This is a genomic window from Parahaliea mediterranea, from assembly GCF_003402235.1.
Classification (GTDB): domain Bacteria; phylum Pseudomonadota; class Gammaproteobacteria; order Pseudomonadales; family Halieaceae; genus Parahaliea; species Parahaliea mediterranea.
The window spans coordinates 180,995-197,531 of record NZ_QEWO01000006.1; the positions used below are offsets into that span (position 1 = coordinate 180,995).

Below are 16,537 nucleotides of genomic sequence, written 5' to 3' on the forward strand. Positions count from 1 at the left end.
GTCAGGCCCCGGGCAGCAGCGGCTGCAGGGCCTGCCACACCATGGCCGGGGTGATGGCGGCCATCATGGCCGCCGGGTCGGCGCTTTGCGCGGGGCCCACCGGCGACTGAATGTGCACCTGGTTCTGGCCATAGGCGCCAATCAGGCTGGTGCGGGTGGGTCCATAAAGGGACACCGAGGGCACATCCAGGGCGGCGCTGAGATGGCCAAGGCCGGTATCCACTGCCACTGCGCCGTCCACTTCCAGCAGCATGCCCGCCAGCCCCAGCAAATCCAGCTTCGGCAACAGCCGCGCATTGGGGGCCGCGGCGGCAATGCGCTGGGCGCGGGCCTTCTCCTTGTCGCTGCCCCAGGGCAGGCCCACCTGGTAGCCCGCCGCCGCCGCCAGTGCGGCCAGCTCGACCCAGTGGGGCTCGGGCCAGAGCTTTTCGTCCCGGGCGGTGCCGTGAAAGAACAACAGGCTGCGCTGGCCGGGGTGAGCGCCGGCCACCAGGTGCTGGCGCACGCCGTAGTCGCCCCTGGCATCGGGCACCGGATAGTTCAGGGCGGCGGCAAACAGGCGCCGGGTGCGCTCCACCGCGTGCAGCTCCCGCGGCACGCAGATGCGGTGGTGATAGGCCCTTGCCGCCAGCCCTTCGCGGGCGCTGTCGCGGTCGTAGCCATAGCGCGGGGCTTTTACCAGGCGGGTGATAAAGGCGCTTTTCAACAGGCCCTGGGCATCGATCACCGCGGCGTAGTGATGGCGCGCCAGCTCGCTGCGAAAACGCCGCCACTCGGTGCCGCCAAAGGACTGCAGCGGTGTTTTGCGCCAGCGCCGCAACGCCACCGGGATGACCCGGTCCACCGCTGGGTGCCAGGCGGGGATTTCGGCAAAACCCTCCTCCACCACCCAGTCGAACTGGATGCCGGGGATGGCGCGGGCGGCATCGGTGAGCGCCGGCAGGGTGTGGATGACGTCCCCCAGGGACGACATTTTGACGATCAGGACGCGCAAGCCGGGCTCTCCAGCAGGGTATCCAGCCGGGCGCTGACGGTGTGTGGCAGCTGCTCGCGCATGCAGCGATGATGCCCCAGCGGGCACTCCCGTTCAAAGCAGGGGGCGCAGTCGATGCTGCTCACCAGTGTGGCCGAACGCGCCGAGAGCGGCGGGGTAAAGCCCGGCGAGGTGGCGCCGTAGATGGCAAGGGTCGGCCGCTCCAGCGCCGCGGCAATGTGCATCAGGCCGGAGTCGTTGCTGACCACGGCGGTAGACAGGGACAGCAGGTCCACCACTTCGCCGAGGCTGGTTTGCCCGGCCAGGTCAAAGCAGTCGGCCTGGCCGCCCGCCGCCGCTGCAATGGCGGCGGTCACCGGCCGGTCATTGGCGGAGCCATACAGGCAGACCTGCCAGCCCCGCGCCAGGTACTGGCGGGCCAGCTCGCCGTAGTGAGCTTCGGGCCAGCGCTTGGCGGAGCCGAATTCCGCCCCCGGGCAAAGGGCGAGGATGGGCCGCCCGGTATCCAGGCCAAAGCGCCCGGCGGCGGCGCTGGCGCCGGCGCTGTCGGCCACCAGGGCCGGCGGTGGAATGTCCGCCGGCAGGGCGCTGCCCTCATCCAGCCCCAGGGCGACAAAGCGCTGCACCATCAGGGGCAGGTCGCGCTCGATGAGCAGGCGGATATCGTTCAGCAGGCCAAAGCGCATCTCGCCCCGCCAGCCGGTGCGCAGGGGGATATTGGCAAAAAACGGCACCAGGGCCGACTTCAGGGAATTGGGCAGCAGGATGGCCTGGTCGTAGGCCTGCTTCTCAAGCTGACGGCCCAGCCGCCAGCGCTTGCCAAGGCCCAACTCGCCGTGGGCCAGCGGCAGGGTGAGGCTGGCGCGCACTTGTGGCATGCGCGCCAGAATGGCCTCGCTCCAGGCCGGGGCCAGGACATCGATGGTGCAGCCCGGCCGCCGCGCTTTCAGCACCCGGTAGAGGGACTGGGACATCACCATGTCGCCGACCCAGGACGGGCCGACGATCAGGATGTTCTTGGCGGCCCTTGTCTCGGATAGGGGGGGCATGCCAACGGCAGACGCAGAAGGTGGTGACCGGTTCAGGCGACCGGGGTCAGCCACTCGCGGTTCTGGCTGCGGTTGCCGCGCACGGAGTCAAAGTACATGGTCTGCAGTTGCTCGGTGATGGGGCCGCGGGAGCCGCTGCCAATGGCGCGGCCATCAAGCATGCGAATCGGCACCACCTCGGCGGCGGTGCCGGTGAAGAAGGCCTCGTCCGCCACGTAGACTTCGTCGCGGGTGATGCGCTTTTCGCGGATTTCCATGCCGAGCTCCGCCGCCAGGGCGAACACGGTGTTGCGGGTGATGCCGTCCAGGCAGGAGGTGAGATCCGGGGTGTAGATCTGGCCGTCGCGCACAATGAACACGTTCTCGCCGCTGCCCTCGGCCACGTAGCCTTCGTTGTCCAGCAGCAGGGCCTCTTCGGCGCCGCTCTCCAGGGCTTCTTTCAAGGCCAGCATGGAGTTGATGTAGTTGCCGTTGGCCTTCGCCTTGCACATGGTGATGTTCACGTGGTGGCGGGTGTAGGAGGAGGTGCGCACCTTGATGCCGCGGTCGCGGGCCTGGGGGTCCATGTAGGAGGGCCATTCCCAGGCGGCCACCATCACGTGGGTCTTCAGGTTGTCAGCGCGCAGGCCCATGCCCTCGGAGCCGAAGAAGCACATGGGGCGCAGGTAGGCCTCGTCGAGCTTGTTCTCGCGCACCACGCGGCGCTGGGCCTCGTTCAGGGTGTCTTTGTCGAAGGGCATGGCCATGCCCAGGATGTGGGCGGAATTGAACAGCCGGTTGGTGTGCTCATGCAGGCGGAAGATGCAGGTGCCATCGTCCGGGGTTTTGTAGGCGCGCACGCCCTCGAACACGCCGAGGCCATAGTGCAGGGTGTGGGTCAGCACATGCACCTTCGCCTCGCGCCAGGGGATCATTTCCCCGTCCAGCCAGATCAGTCCGTCGCGATCCGCGAATGTCATTGCCCTACTCCTGTCAGTTGCCTACGCGCTGTTGTCCTGCGCACCATGCCCATTTGATGCAAATAATTGCTGCCACTTGGCGCTGACGGCATCGCGGTGCTCGCGATAGTCCGCGGCCGCTACGACATCGGGTTGCTGTTGCAAGGCAAGCTGGTGGGCAGCGGACCGATAGGCCAGGTAGGCCTGGGTGAGTGCATCGCACTCCTGCTGCTCGAATAAGCCTTCGCGGCCCAGGGTCTCGAGGATGCGGATATTGTCGGACCAGTGTGCCAGCGCCGGCACCCGGTGGGACCACGCCAAGACCGCGTATTGCACCATAAATTCAATATCGACGATACCACCGACATCCTGTTTTAGGTGAAATTCCCCTTTTGCGGCGGCGTCCGCCGGTAGCAGGTGCTCACGCATGCGCTGGCGCATCTTCACCACTTCCCGCGCCAGCTCGGCCTCGTCCCGCGCCAGGCGCAGAATGCGCTCGCGCACGCCGTACACGGTCTGCCCCACGTCGGCGTCGCCCGCCACCAGGCGCGCCCGCACCAGGGCCTGGTGCTCCCAGGTCCAGGCGGTGTCCTGCTGGTAGCTGGCAAAGCCGCGGGTGGAGGCCACCAGCATGCCCGAATCCCCCGAGGGCCGCAGGCGCATGTCCACTTCATAGAGCTGCCCCAGTGCCATGCGGGTCTCCAGGATGTGGATCATGCGTTGGCCGAGGCGGGTGTAGAACACGGTATTGTCGATGCTGCGCGGCCCAGCGGTGCTGCCTTTGGCCTCGGCGTCAAAAATAAAGACGAGGTCGAGGTCCGAGGCGTAGCTCAGCTCGATACCGCCGAGCTTGCCGTAGCCGAACACGGCAAAGCCGTAGCCCTCGCCCTCCCGCGCCGGCTCGCCGTACTTGGCGGTGAGGTCGTACCAGGCCACCGCCAGCACCTGTTCGAGGATGGCCTCCGCCAGCCAGGTGAGTTTGTCGGACACCTTCATCAGGCTCAGGCGCCCGGTGAGCTCGCTGGCCGCCACCCGCAGGACATGGGCGGCCTTGAAGTAGCGCAGGGCATCCATCTGCGCTTCCAGGTCGTCGATGGGCAGGCGCGCCACCTGCTGGCGCAGCTCGTCCTGCAGCAGGGCCTTGTCTGGCGCGGTGTACAGGCTGGCCCGGTCCAGCAGCTCGTCCAGCAGCACCGGGTGCTCGGCCATCAGGCTGGCAATCCAGGGGCTGGCGGCGCACAGCTGCACCAGTTCATCCAGGGCCGCGGGGTTCTCCAGCAGCAGGGCGAGGTAGGCGGTGCGACGCAGCACGGCGCCCACCAGCGGCAGCACCCGGGACAGGGCGAGGTCCGGGTCCTGGGCCTCGGCGCAGGCCCGGATCAGTTGCGGCATGAACGCCTCCAGCCGCTCGCGACCCTGGCTCTGCAAACTCAGCACGCGCCGGCTGTCGCGCAGTTCAAGCAGCGGGGCGGCACTCGCCTCGGCCTGGCGATAACCCAGCGCCGCCAGGCTTTCGGCGCCGAGGTCTTCGCCCCACAGGGCCAGATCGTCCTCGGCCTCGGCGTCTTTTTCTTCCGGCTCGGCGATCAGGTCGCGGAAGTGGGCAGCCACCCTGTCGCGGTGACTTTGCAGGCGCTGGAGATAGTCGTCCCAGTTGGCGCAGCCCATCAGGCGGGCCATGGCGGCCTGCTGCTCCGGCTCCGCCGGCAGGGCCTGGCTCTGCTGGTCGCGGTAGCCCTGGATGGCGTGCTCGCTGTCGCGCAGAAACAGGTAGGCATTGCGCAGCTCGTCCACCGCGCCCTCCGGCAGGCAGCCCAGGGCGCCGCACTCTGCCAGTACCGGCAGCAGTTCCCGCTGCTGCAGGCCGAGGTCGCGGCCGCCGCGAATAAGCTGGAAGCACTGGGCGATGAACTCCACTTCGCGGATGCCGCCGTGGCCCAGCTTCACATCGTTGTCCAGGCCGCGCCGGCGCACTTCGGAGGAAATCATCTGCTTCATGCTGCGCAGGCTGTCGATCACCCCGAAGTCCACGTACTTGCGGTATATGAAGGGGCGCAGCATCTGCTCCAGCTCCGCCACGTCCTCGGCGCGGCCGGTGACGGCCCGGGCCTTGATCAGGGCGTAGCGCTCCCAGTCGCGGCCCTGCTCCTGGTAGTAGTCCTCCAGGGCGTTGAAGTTGTGGGCCAGGGCGCCGCTGTCGCCGTAGGGGCGCAGGCGCATGTCCACCCGAAACACAAAGCCATCGGCGGTGGTGGCATCCAGGGCGTTAATCAGGGCCTGGCCCAGCTTGATAAAGAACTGTTCGTTGCTGATGACCTTCTCGCCGTCGGTGTCGCCGGCTTCCGGGAAGGCAAAAATCAGGTCGATATCGGAGGAGACATTGAGCTCCCGCGCCCCCAGCTTGCCCATGGCCAGCACCACCAGCTCCTGGGCTTCACCGCTGTGGCGGCCGCGCGGCTGGCCGAAGCGGGCCTCCAGCGTGCTGCGGCAGTGGGCCAGGGCGCAGCGAATGCTGGCCTCGGCCAGCAGGGAGGTGTCGCGGGTGGTTTCCAGGGTCGGGGCCAGGCGGCAGAAGTCGCGCCAGATGATGCGCAGCATTTGCCGGCGCCGGAACTGCCGCAGCACCGGCAGCAGATCCGCCTGCTCGGCGGCCAGCGCCGCCTGCAGTTGCTGCTCGACCTCTCCTGCCGCCAGGCTGCGCAGCAGCTCGCCGGTGGCCAGCAGGTCCAGCATCGGCTGCGGGTCGCGCTGCAGCAGGTCTGCCACGAAGGGGCTGCAGGCCAGCATATGGTCCAGGTGCAAGGGCTGCGGGTAGTCGGCCCAGGCGCTGTGCCAGCGGCTGCGCTGATCCGGGCTCCAGCGCTCGTCAAGGCGCCCGCGCAGGGTCGCCGCCCGCTCGGCCAGCGCAGGGGGAAGGGGTTCGGCCAGAAATTCGCTCACAGAGACTCCAACACAATCAGCTGCTCAGGCATCGAGCACCGGCGCCACGCGCATGACTTCCTCGATGGTGGTTTCGCCGCGGGCCACCCGGGCGGCACCGCTCAGGCGCAGGGTCTGCATGCCCTCGCCCATGGCGGTGCGCCGCACCTGGGCGGCCTCCATGTGGGGGGTGATCAGCGCCTGCACCGCGGGGCTGTTCACCAGCACTTCGTAAATGCCCTGGCGGCCCACGTAGCCGGTGTCGCGGCAGGCCGGGCAACCCACCGGCCGCGCCACCTGTTCGGGCATGGCCAGATCGTAGGGCTCTACCAGTTGCTGCCAGGCATCGGCGTCGGTGGGCTCAAACTGCTTGCAATCCGGGCACAGGATGCGCACCAGGCGCTGGGACATGATGCCGCGCACGGTGGCCTTGATCAGGTAGGCCGGCACCCCCAGCTCCAGCAGGCGGGAGATGGAGTTGGGCGAGTCGTTGGTGTGCAGGGTAGACAGCACCAGGTGGCCGGTGAGCGCCGCCTGCACCGCCATGCTGGCGGTTTCCAGGTCGCGGATTTCCCCCACCATGATGATGTCCGGGTCCTGCCGCATGAGGGCGCGCACGCCGGAGGAAAAATTCAGCCCGATGCCGTGATTCACCTGCATCTGGTTGAAGGCGCCCTCCACCATCTCGATGGGGTCCTCGATGGTGCAGACGTTCACCTCGGAAGTCGCCAGCTGGCGCAGGGTGGAATAAAGGGTGGTGGTTTTGCCGGAGCCGGTGGGGCCGGTCACCAGCACAATGCCATTGCCGTAGCCAGTCATGTCCTGCCAGTGTTGCAGGTCCTGGTCGGCCAGGCCCAGCTGCTCGAAGGATTTCTGCAGCACATCCGGATCAAAAATCCGCATCACCAGCTTTTCGCCGAAGGCGGTGGGCAGGGTGGCCAGGCGCAGCTCCACCTCGTTGCCCTCGGGGGTGCGGGTTTTCAGGCGGCCGTCCTGGGGGCGGCGCTTTTCCGCCACGTCCATGCGCCCGAGAATCTTGATGCGGCTGGTGACCGCCGCCGACACCTGCTGCGGCAGTTCGTACACGCTGTACAGCACCCCGTCGATGCGAAAGCGCACATTGCCCACTTTGCGCCGGGGCTCGATGTGGATATCTGAGGCGCGCTGTTCAAAGGCGTATTGCAGCAGCCAGTCCACAATGCTCACCACGTGCTGGTCGTTGGCATCCACCTCTTTCATGGAGCCAAGGTCGAGCATCTGCTCCAGGTTGGTGATGCCGGCGGCGCTGTCGGGGGTGCTGCGGCCGTGGGCCCCGCGCACCGAGCCGGCCATGGTGTAAAACTCCGCCGTGTGGCGGGCGATATCCCGGGGGTCTGCCAGCACCCGGCGAATCGGCTTGCGCAGCACGTGTTCGAGGTTTTTTTCCCAGCCGCGGATGTAGGGCTCAGCGCTGGCGATCACCACATCCTCCGGGTTTACCTCAACTGCCAGAATGCGGTGGCGCTGGGCGAAGGCCTTGGACATTACCTCCGACACCGCACTGACATTGATTTTCAAAGGGTCGATGCGATACACGCTCTGGTCGGTACGCGCCGCCAGCCAGTGCAGCAGGTTGTCCATTTCCAGTTGGCGGCCCGGGCGGGCGGCGTCGTCGAGCTTCTGCTCGGCAATGAACACCAGCGGATGCACGCCGCGCAGGCTGGCCTTGCCCAGGCGCGCCAGCTCGGCGTTGCTGAGGCGGCCGTCACGGTGCAGCTCCCGGATCACCCAGGGCAGGGAGAGGGGCGCTTCGTTCAATTGCTCGCTGATCGGGGCTGACATGAATCACCGTTGACTGGCTGCGGTCGCTGGCCAGCATGCTAACACACGGCAGTAGCGGCACAGGGCAGGGCCAGTAACGGGCTGCGCCGGCACAGCAAACAGGTGCCCCGGGGCCTGTGACATCGGTGACACGAGGCCCTATACTGCGCGCGAATCTCCAGGGAGCAAACTCATGCCGGGATCCACCCCCATCGGCAGCCTGTTCGGCAGGTCGCCTATTGGCCCCATTCAGGAGCACATGCAGGCCGCCAACGAGGCCGCCCAGCTCCTGCCGTTGTTTTTCGAAGCCAGCGCCCAGGGCAACTGGCCCACCGCCGAGGCCACCTTCAAGGAAATTTCCGACGCCGAGCGCGCCGCCGACAAGCTCAAGCGCTCGGTGCGCCGCCACCTGCCCAAGAGCCTGTTCCTGCCGGTGCCGCGCACCGACCTGCTGGAACTGGTGACCATCCAGGACCATGTGGCCAACATCGCCAAGGACACCTCCGGCCTCATGCTGGGCCGGCAGATGCAGTTCCCCGAGAGCCTGCAACTGCCCCTGGCGGAGCTGGTCACTACCTGCGCCGACACCGTGAGCCAGGCCCTGGTGGCCATTCGCGAGCTGGACCAGCTGCTGGAAGTGGGCTTCAGCGGCCGCGAGGTGAAGCGGGTCGAGGGCCTGATCAAGGAGCTGGACAAGCTGGAAGGCCGCACCGACAAGCAGGCCGAGGCCCTGCGCGGCAAGCTGTTCAAGATGGAAGCCGAGCTGCCGCCGGTTGATGTGATGTTCTACTACAAAATCATTGAGCTGCTGGCCGCCATGGCCGACGCCGCCGAGCGCGTCGGCCACCGACTGCAGATCCTGATGGCAAAATAACAGAGCACGTCCATGGAAATTATTGCGAACTACGGCAGCACGCTGCTGATCATTGCCTGCTGTGTCGGCTTCTTCATGGCCTGGGGTATTGGCGCCAACGACGTCGCCAATGCCATGGGCACCTCGGTGGGCTCCCGCGCCCTCACCATCACCCAGGCCATTTTCGTGGCCATGATCTTCGAATTCCTCGGCGCCTACCTGGCCGGTGGCGAAGTCACCGCCACCATCCGCAAGGGCATCATCGACCCCGAGTCCATGGCCGACCAGCCAGAGCTGATGGTGTTCGGCATGCTCTCGGCGCTGCTGGCCGCCGGCACCTGGCTGCTGATAGCCAGCATCAAGGGCTGGCCGGTATCCACCACCCACTCCATCGTGGGCGCCATTGTCGGCTTTGCCTCGGTGGGTATCTCGGTGGACGCCATCCACTGGGATAAGGTGGGCACCATCGCCGCCAGTTGGGTGGTGTCGCCGGTACTGGCGGGCACCATCTCCTTCGGCCTGTTCATGAGTGTGAAGGCCCTCATCCTCGACACCGACGACCCCTTCCACCGCGCCAAGCGCTACATCCCCATGTATATGTGGATGGTGGGCTTCATGATCTCCATGGTCACCCTGCTCAAGGGCCTGAAGCACATCGGTATTGAGATCGACCTGGGCCTGGGCAGCAAATTCGCCAATGCCGTGCCGGTCTCCGCTGCGGTGGGCCTGGTGGTCGCCGGCCTCGGTGCCCTGTTGTTGCGGCGGGTGAAGGAGCTGCCCAACCAGCAGCACCGCTTCGCCAATGTGGAGCGAGTATTCGCCATCCTGATGGTGTTCACTGCCTGCTCCATGGCCTTTGCCCACGGCTCCAACGACGTTGCCAACGCGGTGGGCCCCCTGGCGGCGATTGCCGCGACGATTGAGTCCGGCGGCCAGGTGGCGGCCAAGGCGGCCCTGCCCTGGTGGATTCTGCTGGTGGGCGCTTTTGGCATTGTGGTGGGCCTGGCGACCTACGGCTGGAAGGTGATTGCGACGATTGGCCGCAAGATTACGGAGCTGACCCCAAGCCGCGGTTTTGCGGCGGAGCTGGGCGCGGCGTCAACGGTGGTGGTGGCTTCGGCCACGGGGCTGCCGATCTCCACGACGCATACGCTGGTGGGCGCGGTGCTGGGCGTGGGTTTTGCCCGCGGTATTGCGGCGCTGAATTTGCGTACGATCGGGCAGATTTTCATGTCCTGGATTATTACGCTGCCGGCGGGTGCGGGGCTGGCGATTATGTTCTTCTTTATGTTCCGGGGGATGTTTATCTGAGGCCCTGATGACAGGGCGGCCTTGTGGCTGCCTTGCCGTTTACCGGGGGGCTCTGTCTGCCGGCCTGATGGCTGGTGCCTTATCTCTGGCGGCCTCGCGGCCGCTGCATCGCCGCCGCCAGGTGAAACCCTTTTGCTCCATTCCAGGCGTTCGGTGTGCCTTCCTTCGGCGGGTTGTACCTCGTTAGTTGCGGACGGCTTTGGTCTGGGCATAGGTGTGCACAGTATCGGCGGCACGTTGATTGTTCTTAAGTTCGGCAGTGCCCCTCGCGATGCAGCGAGACGAGGTAAGTGGAGACCGAGCCCACAGCCGCCGCCTTCCAAGTCCGCAAAAGGGTTTCACCTGTCGACGCCCATGCGGGTACCAGGGGCAGGGGCGTCACTGCGGGCGGAGAGGGTTGACGCTGCGGGTTAAGTGGCCTTTGGGCTGCCTACGCTTCGACAGCGCCATAGCTTCGCTTTCACACCCAATCCACCCCGATTCCCTCAGCCCCCACAAAAACCAAAACCATGTGACACTGCATCGCCTACCCGACGCGTTGCCGGTGAACAGGTGAGCTCTTTTACGGACTTGGAGGGCGTCGGATGCGAACTCGATCCCAGCTTACCTCGTCTCCAGCCACCGCGAAGGGCACTACCGAACTTCAGAATGATCAACGTGCCAGCAATCCTGTGCACTCAGGCGCCACAACCAAAGCCGGCTGCAACTAACGAGGTAAAAAACAATAAAAGGAACGCGCACCGCATGCGCCCGCAATGGAGTAAAAGCGCTCACCTGATCGCCGGCCACGCAGCGGCCCAGCGGGCCGCCACCGCCAACACCCCCAAGCCACCTTGACGCCACCCACACCACACCGCTACCGTGCCCCAACCCCACCCAGCGGCACACCCCACCATGCCCACCACCGAACAGCAGGTCATTCGCCAACTCAGCGCACTGGTCGGCACGCCCAGTGTGAGCTCCACCGACCCCGGCTGGGACCAGGGCAATCGCGCGGTAGTGGAACAGCTCGCCCAGTGGCTCGCCAACATGGGTTTTGCCACGCAGATCCTCAACGTCAATGACGATGGCAGCAAAGCCAATCTCGTCGCCACCCTCGGCAGTGGCCCGGGCGGGCTGGTGCTGGCCGGGCATACGGATACGGTGCCGTTTGACGAGGGCCGCTGGCAGAGTGACCCGCTGCGGCTGAGCGAGCGCGAGGGCCGGCTGTATGGCCTTGGCAGTACGGACATGAAGGGGTTTTTCCCCCTGGCGATGGCCGCGGCCCGGGGCTTTTTGCACAAGCCCCTGCGCGAGCCGCTGATTATTCTGGCCACGGCCGATGAAGAAAGCTCGATGGACGGCGCCCGGGCGCTGGCGGCGGCGGGCTGGCCGAAGGCGCGCGCGGCAATTATCGGCGAGCCGACCGGACTGGCCCCGGTGCGCATGCACAAGGGCATTATGATGGAGTCCATTCGCATCACCGGGCGCGCGGGGCACTCCTCCAACCCGGCCCTTGGCAACAGCGCCATGGATGCGATGCACGCGGTGATGGGGGAGTTGATCCGCTTTCGTGGCGAACTGGGCCAGCGCTATGCCAACCCGGCTTTTGAGGTAGCCGTCCCCACGCTCAACCTTGGCTGCCTGCACGGGGGCGACAGCCCCAACCGCATCTGTGGCCAGAGCGAGCTACATATTGACCTGCGCATGACGCCCAACGGCAGCTGGCAGGCGGTGCGCCAGGAGCTGGAGCAGCGCCTGGCGGGCCTTGCCGCCCAGCGGGACATTGCCATCGACCTGGCGCCACTGGTGCAGCCGGTGCCCCCCTTCGAGCAGGGCGCCGACAGCGAGCTGGTGCGGGTGGCCGAGCGCCTGACCGGCCACAGCGCCCAGGCGGTGGCCTTTGCCACCGAGGCGCCGTTCCTGCAACAGCTGGGCATGGAGACCATTGTGATGGGCCCGGGCTCCATCGACCGCGCCCACCAGCCCGACGAATACCTGGAGCTGGACCAGCTGCGCCCCTGCATTGCGCTGCTGGAGCAGTGCATCGCCCACTACTGCCTGTAACCGGACTGCCTGAAACCAGCGGGGCCCTCAGGGGGCGCTGGCGTTTGGTGCCGCCTGGGAGCCCCCGCGGGATAGCGCCGCCCGATATAGCGCGCCACCGGGTTGGCGGTGACCCCGTGGGCCACAATGCTCAGCAGCACGGCCATGACCACGCAGGCCATGATGTCCTCGAAGCCCGGCAGGTTGAACTGCTCGTCGATCAGCAGCAGGAACAGGATGCTGGCCAGCCCCCGCGGCCCGAACCAGCCCAGCGACAGTTTATAGAGCGGGTTCAGGCCGCTGCCGGCCAGAGACAGCCAGATTGGCAACATGCGCACCACGGTGAGAAAGGCCAGCGCCAGCAGAACGGATTGCCAGCTGGCGTGGGCCAGGCCAATGGGCAGCAGCAGGGCGCCAAACAGGGTGAAGGTCAGCATGGTGAGCACCTGGCCCTCCCCCTCCATGAATTCAAAAATAAACGCCCGCTCGGCGCGCAGGGTGTTGCCCAGCACCAGCCCGCCGATGAAGGCGGCGATAAAGCCGTTGCCGCCCAGGTATTCCGCCAGGGTAAAGCACAGGATGGCGCCGGCGAGCACGGCAATGGCCCGCCCGGGGCCAGACACCCAGCCCTGCTCCAGGGCCCGGTCCAGCAGGCGCGCCAGCAGCCAGCCCACCACCGCGCCGGTCAGCGGCCCCAGCAGCAGCTGCAGGATGATAAAACGGACCATGTTGTCCGGGGCGCCGTGAAAGGCAGTGCCGGTAGCGCCGGCGGCCAGCACCGCGCTGGCCATGATCACCGGAACCGCCAAGCCGTCGTTGAGGCCGCTCTCGATATTGATGGCTTCGCGCAGGCGCTGCGGCACCTGCGGGCTGGCCATGATGGCCTGGCCCAGGGCCGCGTCGGTGGGGGTCAGGATGGCGGCCAGCAACACTGCCATCACCAGCGGCACACCGGGCGCCGCCCACCAGGCCACCAGCGACCCCAGGGCGATGGTGAGCGGCATGCCCAGCAGGAGCATCCGCGCGGGAATGCCAAGGCTGTGCCGCGCGCTGCGAAAATGCACACTGGCCGCATCGGTAAACAACACCAGCACCAGCGTAACCTCGGCGAACACATGCAGGGCCGTGGTATCCATCGACAGGCCCCCTCCCATGCCCAGTTGCGCCAGCGCATAGCCCAGCGCCACAAACACCATGGGCAGGGTGACCAGGGCGCGGTCCAGGCGCCGCGACGCCAGGGCATAGGCAATGATGCCAAGGCACACCAGACCAATCGTCAGCAAGTTATTCACCGGGGCCCTCCGTGGTAGCGGTTGATGGCGCAGGGCACAGCATACGCCACTACAGCCCACCCGCCGATGGCGGCGGCGGCAACCACTGTGCATTATTGCCATTAGGCGCCAACTGAGGCATTGGGTAACCTTAGCGTTTTACGCTAGGAAACAGGCCAGACAGGTGAGTACAACCGGCCCGGAACAGATTCGCTGGTTCAGGAATACCGCACCCTACATCAACGCGCACCGGGGCAAGACCTTTGTGCTGATGCTGGGGGGCGAGGTGGCCCAGCACGCGAACTTCCCCCACATCATTCACGATATCGCACTGCTCAACAGCCTAGGCGTGCGCCTGGTGCTGGTGCACGGCAATCGCCCGCAGATCGACGAGCGCCTGGCCCAGGCAGGGCTGGAGCGCCGCTTTCACAACGGCATGCGGGTCACCGACAGCGCGGCCATGCCGCTGGTCACCGACGCCGCCGGCTCCCTGCGCGCCCAGATTGAGGCGCTGCTGTCCATGGGCCTGCCCAACTCCCCCATGCAGGGCAGCCGTATCCGGGTGTGCTCGGGCAACTTTGTGGCGGCGCGCCCCATCGGCGTGCTGGACGGGGTGGACTTTCACCACACCGGACGCGTGCGCCGGGTGGACGTGGCGGGCATTCGCGAACAGCTCGCCGCCGGCTCCATCGTGCTGCTGTCGCCCCTGGGCTATTCGCCCACCGGCGAGATTTTCAACCTGCAGCTGGAGGACATTGCCGTGCACTGCGCCTCTGCCATTGGCGCCGACAAACTGTTGCTGTTCGGCCCCGACGCCGGCCTGCAGAATGCCGCCGGCGAATTGCTGCGCCAGATTGCGGTGGGCGAGATGCCGGGGCTCAGTTTTGCCAGCGACGAGCAGGCGCGGCTTGCCGACACCGCCCGCCGCGCCTGCCTGGCCGGGGTGGAGCGCTGCCAGGTGATCAGCTTCCAGGACGACGGCGCCATGCTGCAGGAGCTGTTCACCCACGATGGCGCCGGCACCCTGGTGGCCAAGGACGATTACGAGCAGTCCCGCTGGGCGACCATCGACGATGTCGGCGGCATTCTGGAGTTGATCGAGCCGCTGGAGCAGCAGGGCATTCTGCTCAAGCGCTCGCGGGAACTGCTGGAAACCGAGATCAGCCACTTCCGCCTGCTGGAGCGGGACGGGCGCATTCTCGCCTGCGCCGCCCTCTACCCCTACCCGGAGGACAGCTGCGGCGAAGTGGCCTGCATCGTCTCCCACCCGGAATACCGCGGCGGCAAACGCGGCGAGCGGCTGCTGCGCGGCCTGGAGCGCGAGGCGCGCCAGCAGGGCCTGGAGCGGGTGTTTGTGCTCACCACCCAGACCGCCCACTGGTTTATCGAGCAGGGCTTTGTCGAATGCGGACGGGATGCACTGCCGGCGCAGAAGCAGAACCTCTACAACCTGCAGCGCAACTCCAAGGTGTTTTTCAAGGCCCTGTAGCGGCCTCCTGCGGCGGGCTCATCCTCTTGCCCGCCGCCTGCGTATCCAGGGGACAACCTGAGCGCGAGAAGGAGGCACCACATGGGCAGCAAAGCAGCAGGGTTCGCACTGGCCTGCGGGCTGATGATAACGGGCTGTACCTCGCCGGACGTTGGCCGCCATGCCGGCAGCACACCGGCGCTACAACTGGAACAGTTCTTCGATGGTCCGCTGACCGCCCACGGCGTGGTGAAGAACTGGCGCGGCGACGTCATTCGCACCTTCAATGCCGACATCAAGGCTTACTGGCGCGAGGGCGTGGGCACGCTGGAAGAGGACTTCGTGTTTGACGATGGTGAGGCCCAGCGGCGGGTGTGGACCCTGACGCCAGACGGGCACGACGCCAGCGGCCACCAGCGCTATATTGGCACTGCCGGCGATGTGGTGGGCGATTCCCAGGCGCGGCTGGCCGGTAACGCACTGTTCATGGAATACGTGCTGCGCATTCCCTACAACCAGAGCACCCTCGACCTCACCATCGACGATCGCATGTACCTGGTGTCGCCGAGCGTCATCGTCAACGAATCCACCATGAAAAAGTTCGGGCTGACGGTGGGCAGGATTTTGCTGGTGATCGAAAGGCGCCCGCAGTGACCTCGCCGCGGGCACCTAAGGGCGCGCGCTAGCGGATGTGGCGCATCAGGAAGGACACATGGCCCTCGCCGGAAGGGTCTTCAAGCAGGTACCCCGGCTGCTCGGAGTAGCCCACCGCTTCCAGCCCCACCTCTACCGCGCGGTCGTACACCGCGATGGCGTGCAGGCCGTGGTGCAGGAACAGGTTGAGCAGATCATCCGGGCTGGTCTCGTAGTTGTGCACGTAAATCGGCGCATCGCCTGAATCCATCAGTTCCAGCATGTCCACATTGGCGCGATAGTCGATGTTGTCCTGGGTATCCACCTCCGCCACCGAGGCCACGCCGAGGAAGGTCAGCAGGTAGTTTTCGGTGCCGATGGCCTGGGCCACGGTGATGATGTCGGTGCCGCCGAGGATGGCCTCGAAGGGCTCGATGACCGGCAGCAGAATCGCCTCCCAGTCGACCAGGTCGTAGGTGGACTGGGTGGCAAGGGCGCCCACCGCCTTGACCCGGGTGGATTCGCGCAGCACCGCGTCTTCGGCATCCGGGTCGGCCATGTCATCGTGGGTGCCCAACCACAGCGCGGTGCCGGCACCGGCGGAGCCGCCGTACAGGGCCACGTTGTCCACATCCAGGTTCAGGCTTTCAAAGTAATAGCGCATAAACTGCAGGGCGCGGGCGCTGTCGTTCATCGAGGTCAGCACGCCGCCCTGGGCCGCCGCCGCGCTCATGTCACCGCCGGCCTCCGGCACCTCCAGCAGGGTGTAGTTGATGCTGGCGTAGGCCACGCAGTTCTGCAGGAAGGCGCGAATGTCATCGCCAAAGCGTTCGTGGGCGCTGCTCTTGTCGCCGCCGGTGAAACCGCCGCCGTGGATGTAGATCACCAGCGGCGTGGGGTCGTCGCAGTCGCGCGGCAGGTAGATATCCAGCACATTGCGCGCTTTGTCGCCGTAGGGCACATCGGCGGCAAACTCGGCGTTGATACCATCCAGGGCAATGGGCGCTTCGGAGAAGGTCAGCTCCAGCGCCGGGCGCGGGGGCTCATTGGGCTCCGGCGGGGTAACCGGTGTATTGTGGCTGTCGCCACTGTCGCTGCAGGCGAACAACAGGCTGCAGCCAAGCAGCAGGGCAAGGCGGGCAAAATGGGGCACGGTCATATCCTGTTTCTGGTTATGTTATCGGCGCGAACATTAACCCAATTGCCCCGCCGCCGCCAGATTCCCCGCGGCCAGACACGGCACCGGTTTACACCCTTGTAACAGGGCGAATGCAAC

General features: G+C 66.4%; 12 protein-coding genes. 5 read left to right on the forward strand and 7 right to left on the reverse strand.

Annotated features, from left to right (window positions below; all coding sequences use genetic code 11):
- Window position 1 precedes the first annotated feature (1 nt).
- Genes waaC through tfpB form a run of 5 tightly spaced genes read right to left on the reverse strand, consistent with a single transcriptional unit; the run spans window position 2 to window position 7,721 of the window.
- Window positions 2-994 carry a lipopolysaccharide heptosyltransferase I gene (gene waaC / locus DDZ17_RS18270; protein ID WP_116368415.1) on the reverse strand — a complete coding sequence of 331 codons (993 nt, stop codon included), beginning with the start codon at window positions 992-994 and terminating at the stop codon, window positions 2-4.
- Complete coding sequence (gene waaF, locus DDZ17_RS18275) at window positions 982-2,043, reverse strand: lipopolysaccharide heptosyltransferase II (RefSeq protein ID WP_116368416.1); 1,062 nt, start codon at window positions 2,041-2,043, stop codon at window positions 982-984. The genes waaC and waaF overlap by 13 nt, the downstream gene beginning before the upstream one ends.
- A 32-nt stretch (window positions 2,044-2,075) precedes the next feature.
- Window positions 2,076-3,002: a branched-chain amino acid transaminase gene (locus tag DDZ17_RS18280; protein ID WP_116368417.1), complete on the reverse strand. Its 927-nt coding sequence runs from the start codon at window positions 3,000-3,002 to the stop codon at window positions 2,076-2,078.
- A 21-nt stretch (window positions 3,003-3,023) separates the two neighbouring features.
- Window positions 3,024-5,921, reverse strand: coding sequence for a bifunctional [glutamate--ammonia ligase]-adenylyl-L-tyrosine phosphorylase/[glutamate--ammonia-ligase] adenylyltransferase (gene glnE, locus DDZ17_RS18285; protein WP_116368418.1), 2,898 nt, complete (start codon window positions 5,919-5,921; stop codon window positions 3,024-3,026).
- Window positions 5,922-5,945: 24 nt separating this feature from the next.
- Entirely contained in the window at window positions 5,946-7,721 is a 1,776-nt protein-coding gene (gene tfpB / locus DDZ17_RS18290) for a type IV pilus assembly ATPase TfpB (protein WP_116368419.1), read from the reverse strand.
- A gap of 172 nt (window positions 7,722-7,893) precedes the next feature.
- Between tfpB and DDZ17_RS18295 the strand changes: the two genes are divergently transcribed.
- The 3 genes from DDZ17_RS18295 to argE all read left to right on the forward strand — a co-directional run bounded on the left by DDZ17_RS18295 (window position 7,894) and on the right by argE (window position 11,910).
- Complete coding sequence (locus DDZ17_RS18295; protein ID WP_116368420.1) at window positions 7,894-8,574, forward strand: TIGR00153 family protein; 681 nt, start codon at window positions 7,894-7,896, stop codon at window positions 8,572-8,574.
- Window positions 8,575-8,586: 12 nt separating this feature from the next.
- The gene (locus DDZ17_RS18300) at window positions 8,587-9,864 is read left to right on the forward strand and encodes an inorganic phosphate transporter (RefSeq protein WP_116368421.1); all 1,278 of its coding nucleotides are present in this window, start codon (window positions 8,587-8,589) and stop codon (window positions 9,862-9,864) included.
- Between the two features lie 894 nt (window positions 9,865-10,758).
- Window positions 10,759-11,910, forward strand: a complete 1,152-nt coding sequence (argE, locus tag DDZ17_RS18305; protein ID WP_116368422.1) for an acetylornithine deacetylase — start codon at window positions 10,759-10,761, stop codon at window positions 11,908-11,910.
- Here the strand turns inward: argE and DDZ17_RS18310 are convergent.
- Complete coding sequence (locus tag DDZ17_RS18310; protein ID WP_206613593.1) at window positions 11,898-13,181, reverse strand: cation:proton antiporter; 1,284 nt, start codon at window positions 13,179-13,181, stop codon at window positions 11,898-11,900. The two genes, argE and DDZ17_RS18310, sit on opposite strands and share 13 nt — an antisense overlap.
- 163 nt (window positions 13,182-13,344) lie before the next feature.
- Here DDZ17_RS18310 and argA point away from each other — a divergent pair, with 163 nt between their 5' ends.
- Window positions 13,345-14,649, forward strand: coding sequence for an amino-acid N-acetyltransferase (gene argA, locus DDZ17_RS18315; protein ID WP_116368424.1), 1,305 nt, complete (start codon window positions 13,345-13,347; stop codon window positions 14,647-14,649).
- Between the two features lie 81 nt (window positions 14,650-14,730).
- Window positions 14,731-15,282 (forward strand): DUF3833 domain-containing protein, encoded by a 552-nt coding sequence (locus DDZ17_RS18320; protein WP_241505950.1) that lies wholly within the window; start codon window positions 14,731-14,733, stop codon window positions 15,280-15,282.
- Window positions 15,283-15,310: 28 nt separating this feature from the next.
- Here the strand turns inward: DDZ17_RS18320 and DDZ17_RS18325 are convergent, their stop codons facing one another.
- On the reverse strand, window positions 15,311-16,420 hold the full coding sequence (locus DDZ17_RS18325; RefSeq protein WP_116368425.1) for a carboxylesterase/lipase family protein: 1,110 nt from the start codon (window positions 16,418-16,420) through the stop codon (window positions 15,311-15,313).
- Window positions 16,421-16,537 lie beyond the last annotated feature (117 nt).